The sequence below is a fragment of the Bacillus sp. BP-3 genome (assembly GCF_028401955.1).
Lineage (GTDB): Bacteria > Bacillota > Bacilli > Bacillales > Bacillaceae_G > Bacillus_A.
Map to the genome: position 1 here is coordinate 38,523 of NZ_JAQOTJ010000004.1, position 15,905 is coordinate 54,427.

The following is a 15,905-nucleotide window of genomic DNA, read 5'->3' on the forward strand; positions in this document are numbered from 1 at the left end:
CTCATTCTCCTTTATTTACAGTGTTTATTACTAGGTCAACTAGTTGCGGAGCACTAAACCCAGACAACGGTCGACATAATCGATAAACAGCAAGCTTATTTACAATGTTTGTAGAGATGTGAAAGTGCCAGTCCATTAACCCTAAACGCGGAATAAGAAAATTACGATAAGTTTGACGGAAAATGGTATGTAAACGTTCAAGTTTTTCAATTTGTTGTATTTGAACTATTTCATTCTCTGTCTTCACTAGTTCAAATACACCCGCAAGTGGCACTGGTTTAGGAAAGTAATGAGAAGAAACTGGAACACTGTATTTATTTTCTCTACCATATATTGATTTATATTGACTTTTATCCATACCAAAATTATCAAGACTCTCTTGCCATAACTTTTGCTGCGGATATGATGGTGTTACGATAGGAACATTATCATTAGAAAGAGATACAGGTATTACATCATCACTTAAAAGTTTATATCCTCTCTTCATAAACGCTGAAGCTAACGTCGACTTTCCAGCACCTGACTCACCTACAAAAGCATATGCTTTCCCATCAATTACTACAGCACTGCCATGCAAAGGAAGTATTTTCTTTTGCATCAATATTACACCCATACATGTTCCAAGAATATAGAGCCTGACCAAACTATCATCCGCACCATCGAGCGGGCAAACTGCTATCCTTTTTCCCGATTGTGCCGAAAAAAAGCCCACATCAGGCACATAAAACATCACTTGATCATCTTTAACAACATGTTTAAATGGTGTATCTACTAACTCAGATGAAAAACTTAATATATTATCAATTTGAATTTCAATGTCTATTGAAACCTGTTGTTCATTTATTCGTTGTAATTCCGGCAAAGGAATCTCACTTGAAATTTTGAAATCAAAGGCTTTATACATAACCTTTTTTTCAGTTTCTAGCATTATTTTCACTCCAATATATCCATGGTTAAATGAAAGACCTTTATACAATAAAAAAGTATAAAGGTCTTTTTAGCATATACGAACTTAAAAATAAGAACATTTTACATAGTTTCATAGATATACATTCAGTAAGATAAATTGTATATGCTACTCCTTACTCAGCTAGTAAAGCGATTCCAAGTATTAGGATCTTTTGGATCAACAGGGTGACCAGGGTTATACGCTTCATCAGTATATGGACCATAAACTGTTGACGCCATTGTCATGTTAACATCAAGTACTTCTAATACAGGTTGTTGCCATTCCTTTTTCATATTCTCACCTCCTTTCAAGTAAATTGTTGAATAAATCGATAAACAATTAAGCTACGCATTAAAATCTTATAATCAGGATCGATTGCACGTTCTAAAAGAGGCCCCTCTTTAGCTTTTAGAAGCGCTCGCTTTATTACTTCACCATCTAAAAATTCTAAAGCTTTTTGGTCTGTACTCATTCGCTCTAATTCTTCTATAAACATATTCCAGTGCGGACTCATTCGATGAACCCAATCTGCTCCTTGTACACCTCGAATGTGTTGATTTAATCGCACTTTATCAGGTAAATACTTTTCGGTAGATCTACGAATCAAAGCGCGATCCATACCTTTCTGTACATATTGCTCTTCTGGTACAGATAAACAATAACGAATCACACGTATGTCATTACTTGGATCACGTTTCCACAATGAGTAGTGCAATGATAATTTTGTTGCCACTGTATTACTTGCATTCCAGTGAAACAACTCTTCAAAGTGACTTTTTCTTTGTTCATATATGTTCGCTGCAGAAAACCATCCCGTTTCATCAATTCCATATTCCCTAAGTTTATTAAACACATCCATCTTTTTTGCAAAATCCGGATTAATTACCATCGGAAATATATACGGCGTACCTGATGAGAACGCTCGATCAATAGACGGAAATGCCAACCTCGCAATGAATGGTAACCTCCGCAACCGAGCTCCACCTACATTGTTACTATATTGATGCAATTCTTGAGCTAAGCGAATCCACTTTAGCCTTTTTAAAAGAAGAGCATAATAATCCAGAGCTGATCCCCATGATATAGATAGATTTCCTCTTCCACCATTTAAAAGAACTCCAACGTCTTCCTTGTACCCTTCCTCAAACATTCCTTTCATCCAAAAAGAATTCTCAAAGAATTTATATGGCATCTCCATTATTCCAAGGAAATCCGTTATTTCAGAAAATGGATCCCTTCCCTTAAAATCTAAATAATTGTCTTCTATACCTCCTACATATCGTACCGTTTCTTTAATAAGCGGTCGCTCATCCGGCATTAGATGTTTAGGTGTAAAATCCTCAAAATCATTTGATGGTATGTAGCTAAATGTATGTAATGGTTTGTTTTCTTCACGTAAAACCTTGGCAGCAAAGCTCGCAATAGCACCCGAATCTAATCCTCCGCTTAGCTGTGCTCCAACTTGTCGGTGAGTTCGTACTCGAGATGTAACAGCCTCTTGAAAAATTTCTTGAAATGCTTCTACATATTCTTCATTTGACTTTAAGCGAAGCTTTCTTTCTGGAACTAATGTACAATATCTCGAAAGCGTTACTTTATTCCCAACTACTATAATGCTATGAGATGGTGGTACTTGTTCTATATTTTTATAAGGCGTTATAGTGGTATCGGCTACATCAACCATTCCACATATAGCCAAGTATTCGGCAAGCCACTGTTCATTTAATTGCTTTTGAACATAAGGTAATGACAGCAATGGTTGTATTGTCGTACAAAAAGCTAATTGCTGTTGATTACAATAATAATATAGCGTTCGACTCCCAGAAAAGTCCCTTGCCCCAAATAATTTTTGGTTTTTTTCATCCCAAATCATAAAGGCAAAATCGCCTACTAAATATTTAGGGCTTTCTTCACCCCATTTTTGATAGGAGAGCAAAATTAACTGACTATCTGTTATCCTTTTCCTATCAGCATAATCGACTTGCAACCTCTCAAATAACTCTTCACGATTATCGATAATAGCATCTGCTGTAATCGCCAATTTCCTTTCGTTATCATAAAAAGGTAATTGTTCACCAACAGACTCTGGTGTGACCCATTGCGCGTGACAGCCGAGGAAAACGTTTTCTTTGTGCCATATTTGAATATCATCAGCAGGATACTTTTGCAAATCCTTCATTAATCTAATACCATATTCAATCGGTATAGACTCATTGTTAAAATGTAAAATTCCAGTTATAGCACTCATTTTTCCCTCCCGTTATGCAACAAATAAGTAAAATCCAATCAGATAAAGTGAAACGGTTATCAAAGAGGTTTTTTTTACCTATTTTCTCTGAATTCTTCAGAATCTGAAGGTAAGGGTTACTAATCGTTAATACAGGATAAATAACCACTAATATGTAAAAAACTCTCTATACTATTAATTCTGTTCATTCTTTTTAAAGAACGATCCTATATTGTTTGATAAAAATAACAGCTACAATCTACGAATCATTGTATACACATAATTTTTTATATCACTATTCCGTTCTATAAATAGAACAAATACAAGATATAAAATATCATTCTTATTTCATTATGTCAACATAATATTACGTATTTTCAGCTTTAAAAGTTTTTTAAAAAAGTTCTTTATAGAGAATCCCTGCTCCCAATGTATATTTTATCCATTTCTCAGCCTTATGAATCTACACTGGATTAAGATTATACATTTCACTATTCAAATAAATATATTTCCTTAAAGTAAACATTTAAGTTTACCTCTGTTCTGTATAACGAACTTGCTTTTATTTTATATAATGATATTCAGTTTGTAAATATTTTTTTATATAATTTGAAGTATTTATAGCCATAGGAATATTCTTCCTCTTCCTCTTTGTAATTTGAATGTCAACGAACTTGCTTGTTTACTCAAAAAATTCAGGAGTTTAACTTTAGTTCTTTCATTTTTTATTATAGATCCAATACCATAAATAAATTCCTTATTTTACAGTCTTGAGTGATAAATATACAATGAGCTTTTTTCAACAGAAGCTTAATGATATCTATATAGAAATGTTACAGCAGTTTATCTCTTGCATAACTTTTTATTTTTTGTCGAACTTCAAGATGTGGGGTATTAGTGTTGTGTTTCGTAAAAACGCTTACAATTCTAGATGAAATAAAAAATATTATAGTTAATCTGAATGATGGAGGTGAAAAGATAATTAAAATGTTATTGTTAACATTTTAAAATATGTTGTACAGAACAGATGTATGCCAAAAACAAGTTTGTGTACTTCATGGTAGTAGTCTTGAGTTCTCTATTAAGTGAGCACATTAGAAAATGAAGAGAAATCAATCTTTTTATGTACAATTTCTAACCGAAGATAAACTACTTAACACATTTCATACTTTCTATTACTTATCTCTCCCTTGAATTCTGCCACTTAATAAAATCAATTAATATTTTGTAATCCCCAAGCTTTTCTTTATTAATCCCTGCCTTTTTCAATTCATAAGCAAGATCAATCCACTCTTTTTCAATCTGCTGTTTTGTTTCTGTATTTGTTTTCGCTTCGAGTAACATATTGAGGTCTGCTTCTAATACGAATGCTATCTTTTCTAACACTTGTATAGACGGATTCTGATTTATACTTCTTTCAATATTACTTAAATAGGATTTTGAAATTCCCGCTCTCTCCGCTAATTCAGATAAAGTAAACCCCTTTTTCTTTCGAATTTGATAAATATTTCTCCCAATCATCCGGTTATAGCCCTCCCTTTATAAATGTTCTTTAGTTCTATTTTCTACATCTTATTTTTCTCTATACAGGATACGATAGAAATCCATTTTGATTTTTTAACATGCAGATGATGCGGAAAACTGAGCAACCTACACCCTCGTTTTAACTACGCATGTGACAGAAATAGGCTCTCATTCTATGCATAGTTAGATACTTCCTCCCCCTTATTGAAAGTTTTATGCAAATTTATCAACTTGTATTTATATATCTCCCTTAATATCGTATAATCATAATAGTTAGAGTTAACAAGTTTAAGTAATGCAAAATAGATATTGAGTTACATATCATTCTTTGTACCTACACAATTTAATGGGGGGTTCGGTTTAACATTATGTTTTCACTTTTAACACGCGCATATAAAAAGTCAAAGAATAATTTCCATACAGCTATATATACTTATAATTATATTCTCTATAGGGATTGCCTTGATATTCAATTAAAGGAAAAATTCTACAAAAAAATGAAAAAATCACAAAAAAAAATGGATTCATATACTTTTTCTCGTATTTAAGCTCCTTACAAGTAAAAAGAACCTTCTGAATTTACACATCTCATTCAGAAGGCTCTTTAATTTTATAAAGCACTTTTAATACATTGAATAACCTTTTGTTGTTCCGTCTCTGTCATGTTTGAACTAGAAGGAAGACATATACCTGTTTTAAATAATTGTTCAGACACATTGTGATTTTCACCATGAGAATAATATTCTACTCCTTCAAAAACAGGTTGCATATGAAGTGGCTTCCACACAGGACGAGATTCAATATTCTCTTTGGCTAGAGCCTCCAATAACGATTGAATAGATAGGCCTGTTTCTTTTTCATCAATTGTTAAAGTTGTGAGCCAACGATTTGAATGAGTATTTTCTAATTCAGGCATAAAGCAAAATCCTTGTATACTAGATAATTCTTGATAATACCGTTCAAATATTAATCTTCTAGCCTTCACTCTATCTTCTAACACTTCTAATTGAGCTCTTCCGATACCAGCTAATATATTACTCATTCGATAATTATATCCTATCTCGCTATGCTGATAATGAGGTGCTACATCCCTTGCTTGGGTTGCAAAGAAACGTGCTTTCTCTAATGCCTCAATGTCATCAGAAATAAGCATTCCTCCACCCGAAGTTGTAATAATTTTGTTTCCATTAAATGAATAAATACCAAATTTACCAAATGTACCACTAGCTTTTCCTTTGTATGTAGAACCTAAAGATTCTGCTGCATCCTCAATTATAGGGACATTATATTGATTTGATAAAGAACATATCTCATCCATTTTCGCGCTCTGTCCATATAAGTTAACAGTGATAATAGCTTTTGGCAATTTGTCTTTTTTATGAGCATCAATTAACGCACGTTCTAAAGCCTGCGGCGACATGTTCCATGTTTCTGGCTCTGAATCGATAAATACTGGTTCAGCCCCTAAGTAAACAATTGGATTAGCACTTGCTATAAAAGTAAGACTTGAACAAAACACTTTATCTCCTTTTTGAACTCCTAATAACCGAAGCGCTAAATGAATAGCTGCAGTACCAGAACTAACTGCTGCAGCATCTCTAGCTCCAACAAATGATGCGAGTTCTTTTTCAAAAGAGTCTACATTTGGACCAAGAGGAGCAATCCAGTTTGTATCAAATGCATCTTGTATAAACTTTTGCTCATTGCCACTCATATGCGGAGTAGAGAGATAGATTCGTTTTTTCTGCTGTGTTATTACCATGTTTATCACTCCTATTAGTTCAATTTATTAATTACTTTGGCCGGAATTCCAACGACTGTACACCTAGGGGGAATGTCCTTTATTACAACCGCTCCCGCTCCAATAACAGACCATTCTCCGATTTTAACACTTGGAATCAGAGTAGCTGCTGCCCCTATATGCACCCCTTCTTCAATGATGATAGAACCTGTAAGTGTAGCATGTGGAGAAATATGGACAAAATCACCTAGTACATTGTCATGTTCCACAACAGAACCTGTATTGATGATAGAATGATTACCAATTTGAGTGCCAGCATTAATCACTGCATTGGGCATAACAACTGTACCATTCCCTATCTTAGCATTCGGACTTATAACGGCTGTTTTATGTATTAGCGTGACATAACAATTGTCAGGCAGATCCAATTTTTCGGCAATTTTTTTTCTAACTTTATTGTTCCCTATTGCAATAACAAATTTTGCTTGCTTAAAATCGTTAATCATGTGATATACACTTGAAATCGGGCCGAAATAAGTATCATCTACTGTAGTTATCTCTTCATATTGATCATCTAAATATCCAACGATTTCATATGCCTTGTTTGACAAAATAATATCCTTTATAACTTTACTGTGACCACCTTGTCCAATCAATACAACTTTCATTTGTTACCTTCTCTCACAGTTTAATTGATCCCCCTAAAACGTTCCATTGTTACATGACCATCCTGATTTATTCCTTCTGATTTAAACACTTTTATTAGTGTAAGAAATAATATTTTCATATCAATTAAAAAAGATTGATTATTTACATACCATACATCTAATTCGAATTTTTCTTCCCAGGTAATTGCATTTCTCCCATTCACTTGTGCCCAACCAGTAATTCCAGGTTTTACATGATGTCTTTTAGCTTGTTCACTAGTATATAAAGGCAAGTATTCCATTAACAATGGTCTCGGTCCTACTAAACTTATATCACCTTTCACGACATTTAGTAGTTGTGGCAATTCATCTAAACTATATTTTCTAAGAAACTTACCAAATGTAGTTAATCTTACTTGATCAGACAAAGGATTACCCTTATTATCTTTTTCATCAGTCATTGTGCGAAATTTGTAAAGATAAAATGGTTTGCCATATAGTCCTGGGCGTTGTTGTTTAAATATGATAGGTGATCCTAACTTCAATCTAACAAAAATGGCTACTACAAGGATGACAAAAGATAAACACAATAACAAAAACAAAGAAATCAATAAATCAAAAGTTCTTTTCATTAATAATCATACTCCTATCCAAGATTTTTGTGAGCACCTTTTCACAAAGCGATAGTATGCAAGGCTTTCGTAATATATAAATCTTTTTGATTTTTCAACATATAAGTTGCCGCTATACAGAAAAAAAGAACTTATACTCGTTTTCTCTCTTATGTTCCACTTTGAACGTGTCAGAAAAAGTACTGATCATATCTACACATGACCAGATGCTAGTTCATTAAAAAGAACGGTTTTATGCCGATTTTCAATTCGTATTTATATAAATATTATTTCACAATAAATCTTAGAATCAATTTTTTATCTCTATTTATTTTTTAGATTTATATATTATTTTGATGTATACATAATCGAAATGAGGTAGTGTTTAATTTCTTCTATCAAATGGTTTACTTCCACATTTTTTGATTCTTCACCTCTCCTGTATATATACAGGAGTATCTCTTTAAATTGCTGCTGAGTTATTCTTTCAGAAATGTTCATGTTTAAACCCTCTTTTAAGAAATCTATTTCCATATACAAACTCTAGCTATTTTAAGTGAAATTTGTATTATTTTCTACTCTATTACCAACAATTTTTTATTCACTTACATCTCTTATAATATATAATTTTTTTCCTCATAACCATTTGGGTTATTAAACTGCCATCTCCATGAATCTTCACACATCTCTTTAATTCCTCTTTTAGCAACCCATCCTAATTCTAATTTTGCTTTTGTTGCATTCGCATAACAAATAGCCACATCACCCGGACGACGATTTACAATTTTATAAGGAATTTTCCTACCGGATGCTTTTTCAAAAGCGGCCGCCATTTCCAATACGCTATAACCACATCCTGTCCCTAAATTATACGCTTCTACCCCTTGAGATCTCGATATCTTTTCAAGTGCTTTTAAATGTCCCATCGCAAGATCTGTAACATGTATATAATCTCTCATAGCTGTACCATCGTGTGTTGGATAGTCATCCCCAAAAACGCTTAATTCACTTAGCTTTCCAACAGCTACTTGCGTAATGTACGGAATAAGATTATTTGGAATGCCTTTTGGATCCTCTCCAATTCGCCCACTTTTATGTGCTCCAATTGGATTAAAATAACGTAAAAGAGAAATACTCCACTCATGGTCAGACACATACAGATCACGTAATATTTCTTCAATTATTTGTTTTGTGCGCCCATAAGGATTCGTTGCCCCAAGTGCAAAATTCTCGGAAATCGGTACTTGTTCCGCCATTCCATATACTGTCGCTGAAGAACTAAAGACCATTTTCTTTACACCATGCTTTTTCATGACTTCGCATAATACAAGTGTACCTGTAATGTTATTATGATAATACCAAAGTGGTAACGCAACCGACTCGCCCACCGCCTTTAGTCCTGCAAAATGAATAACAGCATCAATCTGATTTTCATTAAAAATGCTATCTAACATCTCTTTATCTAATATATCTGCCTGATAAAATTTAAAATCTTTCCCTGTGATTTCACGAACACGTTTTAAAGCTTCTGGTTTACTATTTGAAAAATTATCAACGACAATTATCTCATATCCGCCATTTAATAATTCTACACACGTATGAGTTCCAATATATCCTGCTCCGCCTGTCACTAAAATTTTCATGTGTTTTTTCCTCCTTGTTATCATATGTCTTTTTACACAAAACATAAAAAAAGCATACCAGTTCGTTGTTCTAACATAACAAATTGAAATGCTTTTTCTATTCCCTTATTCCATTTAACGATCGGTTCCTATTTTAAAGCATTATAATTTTGCGTTAATTCAGCAGTTGTTAACGCTCGGGTATAATAAGCAATATTCTTAAATACTATTGTTTTTGCACTTGTACCTAAAAGCATTGGCAGTGTGGATTCGTTAATCACCTTATCACTTCCCATTATATACCTAGCTGCTTCTACATTATTAACATACATAATTAGATTTGCGCTATTTCGCAAGACAACCACATGATAATAGGCTGTTTCATCAGTATAAACACTTGAACTAACTGAAGGATAATCATTACTGCCCGTATTTATATTTTTAGCCCAAAACTGTGCTGTAAATTGGTTATTCATATTTCGTTCAATTTTAAACTTATTATCTGAACTGCCCGATCTTCTTAATAAAGAAGATGATATAGGACATTGAACTGTGAGAGAAATTGTAAATGGCTTATTTGTTATAAAATAACTGTCCGGATTTAAGATAGTTGAATTGTTCACAGGATTTTCTTGGTATAAAAGAAGTCCGTCTGTTACATAATTTACTGCTGTTGTCTGTGTTATTACCTTTACATTTACACCGTTTGAAAGATTGCCATTTAGATCTTTTGTTTTAACTGTGAACGAATATTCTGTAGTAGCCTTCAATCCTGATACAATATAGTAAGGAGTCGTAACAGAATTGATTAAAGTAGCTCCTTGATACACCTCGTATGACTGAACATTAGAGGATACACTCTTTGTCCAAGTTAAACCAACTGTATTAACTGAAATGCTGCTTGCAACTAGGTTTGTTATATCACTTGGCGGAGTATTGTCATTAGTAGTAGTGGCTGTTACTGATACACCGCTTGAAGCAATCCCAAACTTATCTACCGCTTTTACAGTAAATGTATACAGAGTTGCTGGAGCAAGCCCTGTAGCCGTATATGTTGTTCCTGTAACGCTTCCTAACAAAGTTGTCCCTTTATAAACATCGTATTTCACAACATCCTTAGACGTACTTGCTGTCCATGATAAATCAATACTAGAATTCCTTACAGCAGAAACAATTAAATTTGTAACATCAGCCGGAGCAGCCGTTTTAATGATATATCTAAATGCTTTTACCTTACTTTGATTTCCTGCGTTATCAACTGCAAGAACTTTTAATGTAGTAGATTGTGAAATTGTCAATCCTCCCGTATATAAAGCACTGGATGTAGTAGGTGTTGTTCCATCAAGAGTATAATACATGTTAGCTGGTTCATTCGTAGTTAGTATTACTTTTTGAGAGGCGCTAAATACACCTCCACTTGGAGTAGCTGTAACAACGGGCGCTTTCAAGTCAGCTAAAGAGTTCGTTATATCTAAGTTATCTATCATAATCGTATTTGGACTAACATCCGTAGTTACATTATTAAATAGACATTTTGCTATGAGCACTCCCTTTTGTAAACTCAACCAGTGAAGAAATATTTTACTATTTTCTAAATAACTATTTGTTAATATTGCCTGTAGAACATTATCGCTTTTATAAACTGTACAATTATTAATAAACATACTATTACTTATGACGGCGTTAATAAGATTTACACCCATGTTTTCAAATAAACAATTCTCTGCATACACACCTATATAAGGATTTTGCGTAGAACCTAGCACAATATCTCGATACGTTCCTGTTATCATTTTACTATCGCTTATATTGCAGGAACTTATATTGCCGCCTGCTCCCACTATAGTTAAACCGTCTATTATATTCGGTCTCCCCACATAATTATCAAATGGCTTAATGTCTACATTGTAATTCTTAACTACGACATTCTCCATAATCCCCCCTGTCAGAATAAGGGCAAACCCTGGTGAACTGTCATAATTCCAATCTCTTTCTACTACAACATCTGAGATATAGCATCTTCCATAATTATACCTACTTATATTAAATCCCCATTCTCCCGAATCATAAATCGCTACAGGTTCACCATTTATCTTTTCAGAAACCTGGAAGCTATAGTCCGTTCGATTTACTACATAATATACTTTATCTACACTAATTCCAGCAGGAACTTTTCCTACCCATTCTTCAAAACATATTTGAGCAGAATTCCCCATACCATGAGCCGTTTTAAAAGAAAATGTGCTGTTTTCAACATCTACAGCAGATGTTCCAAAGTATCCATAACTACCATTGCCATAAAATATCCCGTCTTTTAAGCGAACATTTTGTATTGTAGCTCCCCTTATGTCGGCTAGTTTTACGTTTGCATTATTTCCAATTACTCCGTGAACAAAATTATCCCCCTCAACCAAAAGCTCGCATCTAATAAAAATATTGTTAAGATATTTTACATACATATTTGTCGGATATGAACTAACGCCCCCAACATTGCGACCCTCAAAAGTATTATCTTCTATCGTTATATTATTACCGTCTGCGTTTACAAAATGTCCTCTTTCGTTATAATAAATATAGTTTTTGTAAATATAGATTCTAAAATTTAATTCTAATCCATCTTTTCCGTAGTAAGGAGATTTATATGGTATATTGCTTTCACTGACCAGAGACTCAATATCTATCCCGAACATTGGCGCAGTCCCATTACGAAAGTCCGATGTAACATCATCGCTCGCTTTTCCGATATGATGTATTTTATTATTATAAATATAAATATCATTTGAGCCGCCAAGGGTAATTCCTTGTCTTCTGCAATGATGAAGATCACAACCGTTAATATAGATATGCGACCCCATTTCTTCTTGCGTATACTCATCCGGGTTAACTCTATATTGCAGCCATCCCGTAGAAATAGCATCCCCAGTACATTCGCATATCTCTACATTATTTATTTCAATATTATTTGAACCAACTATTTCTATGCCTTGTCCCCACTCATGGGTATAGTTTTCACTAGTAACTGTAGCAGTAAGTTGAGCAATTTGAGCATCACTTAACGGCGTTGAGGTAATGTCAATCACAAAAACCATCTTATTAGCATTGGCTATTGGTGCAAACCACCCTCTTCCTGTTGACTCTATCGAAGCAAATTGTACATTTGTTCTAAAACCGGCCAACGTACTAGCAGAAACCGTATCTTTATACTGATAAAAACTATATACTTTGGCAGCCAAACCCGAAATAGGCCATAGTCTAAAGGATTTCAACAATCCTGGATCTTTATATCTATCTATTATTTCACTGCGAATAAAATTTGATTGATTATTCAATGAACCGTCAGCATTGACGCCTCCTCTTACAAATTTCACTCCTAATTCATATATATGTGTGTGTTTGTCTCCAACTATTTTCCCACCGCTAATCTTTGCATTTTTAATTCCTTTGACTTCAAATATCCTATACCAAGGCGATGAATTCGCTTCTAACTGCAATATACATCCATCCGCCATTTCAAAATGCATATTACTTTGCATCACAATACATGAAAAAGTTGTACTGTCGATTTTTAGCTTATATGTGCCGGCTGGTAATATAACATGATTATAGCCTTGAGATTTAGCCCACACTAACGCATCATTTATACCCTTTGTAGTAGCAACAGAATTTGTCCCATCGTTTTTTATATTCCACCTATCTAACTCTATTACATATATCTCCATCCAATCACACCTTTTCTTTTTTCTACATATTATGCTTTATAAAGGCAACGGATTGGGTATGTTAACGATATTGTAAAATTATACTACCTAGATTAATAGGTGATTTTCTTATTTATTCCTAATTTATCAAAAAGCATTCCTATTATGCTTTTTACAATTCCAAATAAATATTTAAACTCAACTGTTTTATAAAAAATAAGCGTATACAGCACATTGGGAATAATCAAACAAATAATCCCTCTTATAATTAATTGTAAAAACCCCCCATATGGAATGAGACTACATACAAAACTTGTTATTAGACAGGTTCCAATTCCTATTGCTGCATAATACACATATTTTAAAAAGTACTTTCTTACCGGTTGATGAAATACCTTTTTATATACTAAATAAGGTGCAATCCAAAACGGAACTGTCAAGGTGCTTATAAGCGTTCCGATGAAAACACCTGTTATGCCCAAATATTGAACTAAAATAATAGAAATACCAAGATTCACAGTAGCCTCAACAAAGGGAGCATATCGGTCTTCATGAAAAATTCCGGATGTTGTTTTCACCATAGATATAGAACGTCTCATTCCTGACACATAAAAATTAATCATCAATATTATCAATATACTTGTATCCATTATAAATTTTGAACCAATCCACAAGGTAATGAATGGTTCCATTAGAACATACAAAGATATCGTAAAGAATGAATAAATCCAAAAGTTACAAAACATAGTAACCTTAAATACGCTATAAATTTTATCATCGCTTTCTTTTGCTACTAAGTTTCCTACACTGTGATTCATATTATCAAAAACTTGATTAATAAACGTTCTGCAAATGTTAATTAACATATAATAATTAGAATATAAACCGACAGCTTTCACGCTAACAGCAAAAGCAATCAACAAGTTATCAGTACCAAAAACAGCGTATCCACCTATATTATGTAATATTAAGGCTTTTACATTTTTTACAATATTACTTTTTGTTTCACCATCTAATTTACTTGCTGTTTTGTTTTTTAAGAATGGGTACATTTTATCTACCATCATTGCCAAACCTGCAGAGGTAGTAATTGTTATTATAATATCTATTATGAGATATAAAATATAACTGTGTGTAAAATATAAAATCCCCAACTTTATACAAGTAGACACAATGGATGAAATAGAGTAGACTCCTGTAACAATATATCCCTTTTGACAAACATTTAAAAATGAGCTTTTATAAGAAAATAAATACGACGAAGCCGTATTCAGTAAAAAGATGATGTAAATCACATGAATATTTTCAACTTTCGCATCTTTAGCGATATATCCAAGAAAAGGAAGAAGTGCTAGTCCCAACAGTAAGACGATTAAGGCGATTACCATATATGCCTTTTTATAAAATTTCATTAGGACATTGATTCTTTCTTCATCATTATCTGCTACTGGTTTATAAAGATTATATATAATAGCAGATCCTATTCCTGCCTCAGCTAAAGATAACATTCCTAATACATTTGTAAATAGTCCATTTACCCCTAAGTACTCAACTCCTAGGTAAGTAATGAACATTGTTCTTGAGACAAAACTTAATATTGTAATAATAACTTGACTACCTATGCCGGCTGATATATTGATAATTGAATTTCTAACTCTCATTTTTCCCCCTGCTTCCAAAAATATAGAACCACTTTTCGTTGAAAGATACTATCTCTATAAAGCTACTTTAATTTTCCGACATACAAGTCGCTGCTACTATGTCGAATACATAACGACCTGCATCCGCTCTCTCCTTTTGGATTACAGTTGAATGCCTCTAGACTTTTCTTCCAAAAGCTTTATATCATGTTTTTAATTGCGATTTATATCATTTCTCTTTTATATGCTTGAATAATTAATGGGTACACCTTAAACCTTAACGCTAAATAATAAAGATACTCTTTAAAATTATTACATTGATATGAAAAGCCGATTTCCTTGAAACTATCAGAGAACATCTCATAATTTACAATCCTACGAAACGCACTATTCACATTCGCATAAGGATCGCTTTTTAAATTATTAATTAATAACCTATATATGTTGTTTATATAGTAATTTGCCATATCTTTTCTAAAATGTTTCTCTTGTAATAAACCAAATTCTTTGGAAAGCTGTTTTCTTATTTTATATTGTAAAACTAAACTTCCCTCTAAATTTGGTTTATACGGAGCTCTCATTAAACTATTTAAATTATTTACATTATAAAAATATAGAATTTCTGATAGCGCACATACTCTTTGTGACTTCAGTAGAAACTCCAAATTAAAAATAACATCTTCCCCAATAAACACTTGTTCATTGAATCTGATGTTTTTGTCTTTTATAATGCTTAAATTATACATATATCTCCATGAGAAACATAGATCATTACTAGAATGAATATTTGAAGAACTTAATACAAAGTCCCTCCCATTCATAACAGTATTTAACTTAAAATTAGGAGTGATTATACTATGATTGGGAATTGTTTCGTATCCACATATTACCGCATCACAGTTATAATTTTCCGCAGTGCTATATAATTTAGTAAAATAGCTTTTACTTATCTCATCGTCAGGATCAATAAACACTATATACTTTCCTGTGGCAACTTCAATCCCTGTATTTCTTGCACTGCTCACTCCTTTGTTTTCTTTATGTATGACTTTAATTCTATTATCTTTTTTTGCATATTCCTCGCATATTTTACCACATTTATCCGACGAACCATCATTAACAAGAATTAATTCAATATTGGTAAACGGCTGATTTAAAATGCCTTCAATACATCGAGGTAGCCATTTTTCCACATTATATATGGGAACAATCACACTTATTAATTCGCACAATCCTTTCACCTCTA

At 33.0% G+C, this 15,905-nt stretch carries 11 protein-coding genes; all 11 read right to left on the bottom strand.

Annotated elements, in window-relative coordinates; all coding sequences use genetic code 11:
• Nucleotide 1: 1 nt before the first annotated feature.
• Nucleotides 2-928: an HPr kinase/phosphorylase gene (locus PLX19_RS07885; RefSeq protein ID WP_272187979.1), complete on the bottom strand. Its 927-nt coding sequence runs from the start codon at nucleotides 926-928 to the stop codon at nucleotides 2-4.
• A gap of 158 nt (nucleotides 929-1,086) precedes the next feature.
• Nucleotides 1,087-1,242, bottom strand: coding sequence for a paeninodin family lasso peptide (locus PLX19_RS07890; RefSeq protein ID WP_139207593.1), 156 nt, complete (start codon nucleotides 1,240-1,242; stop codon nucleotides 1,087-1,089).
• A gap of 14 nt (nucleotides 1,243-1,256) precedes the next feature.
• Complete coding sequence (locus tag PLX19_RS07895) at nucleotides 1,257-3,197, bottom strand: lasso peptide isopeptide bond-forming cyclase (protein ID WP_272187980.1); 1,941 nt, start codon at nucleotides 3,195-3,197, stop codon at nucleotides 1,257-1,259.
• Between the two features lie 1,158 nt (nucleotides 3,198-4,355).
• Nucleotides 4,356-4,697 carry a helix-turn-helix domain-containing protein gene (locus PLX19_RS07900; protein WP_272187981.1) on the bottom strand — a complete coding sequence of 114 codons (342 nt, stop codon included), beginning with the start codon at nucleotides 4,695-4,697 and terminating at the stop codon, nucleotides 4,356-4,358.
• Nucleotides 4,698-5,310: 613 nt separating this feature from the next.
• On the bottom strand, nucleotides 5,311-6,462 hold the full coding sequence (locus tag PLX19_RS07905; RefSeq protein ID WP_272187982.1) for a DegT/DnrJ/EryC1/StrS family aminotransferase: 1,152 nt from the start codon (nucleotides 6,460-6,462) through the stop codon (nucleotides 5,311-5,313).
• 14 nt (nucleotides 6,463-6,476) lie between these two features.
• The gene (locus tag PLX19_RS07910) at nucleotides 6,477-7,109 is read right to left on the bottom strand and encodes an acetyltransferase (RefSeq protein WP_272187983.1); all 633 of its coding nucleotides are present in this window, start codon (nucleotides 7,107-7,109) and stop codon (nucleotides 6,477-6,479) included.
• Between the two features lie 20 nt (nucleotides 7,110-7,129).
• A complete protein-coding gene (locus PLX19_RS07915; protein WP_272187984.1) occupies nucleotides 7,130-7,720 on the bottom strand; it encodes a sugar transferase in 591 nt (196 codons plus the stop codon).
• 593 nt (nucleotides 7,721-8,313) lie between these two features.
• Nucleotides 8,314-9,342, bottom strand: a complete 1,029-nt coding sequence (gene galE, locus PLX19_RS07920; protein WP_272187985.1) for a UDP-glucose 4-epimerase GalE — start codon at nucleotides 9,340-9,342, stop codon at nucleotides 8,314-8,316.
• Between the two features lie 128 nt (nucleotides 9,343-9,470).
• Entirely contained in the window at nucleotides 9,471-13,040 is a 3,570-nt protein-coding gene (locus PLX19_RS07925; RefSeq protein ID WP_272187987.1) for a chitobiase/beta-hexosaminidase C-terminal domain-containing protein, read from the bottom strand.
• A 92-nt stretch (nucleotides 13,041-13,132) separates the two neighbouring features.
• Nucleotides 13,133-14,680 carry a lipopolysaccharide biosynthesis protein gene (locus tag PLX19_RS07930; RefSeq protein ID WP_272187988.1) on the bottom strand — a complete coding sequence of 516 codons (1,548 nt, stop codon included), beginning with the start codon at nucleotides 14,678-14,680 and terminating at the stop codon, nucleotides 13,133-13,135.
• 203 nt (nucleotides 14,681-14,883) lie between these two features.
• Nucleotides 14,884-15,891, bottom strand: coding sequence for a glycosyltransferase (locus tag PLX19_RS07935; protein WP_429757257.1), 1,008 nt, complete (start codon nucleotides 15,889-15,891; stop codon nucleotides 14,884-14,886).
• Between the last annotated feature and the right edge of the window lie 14 nt (nucleotides 15,892-15,905).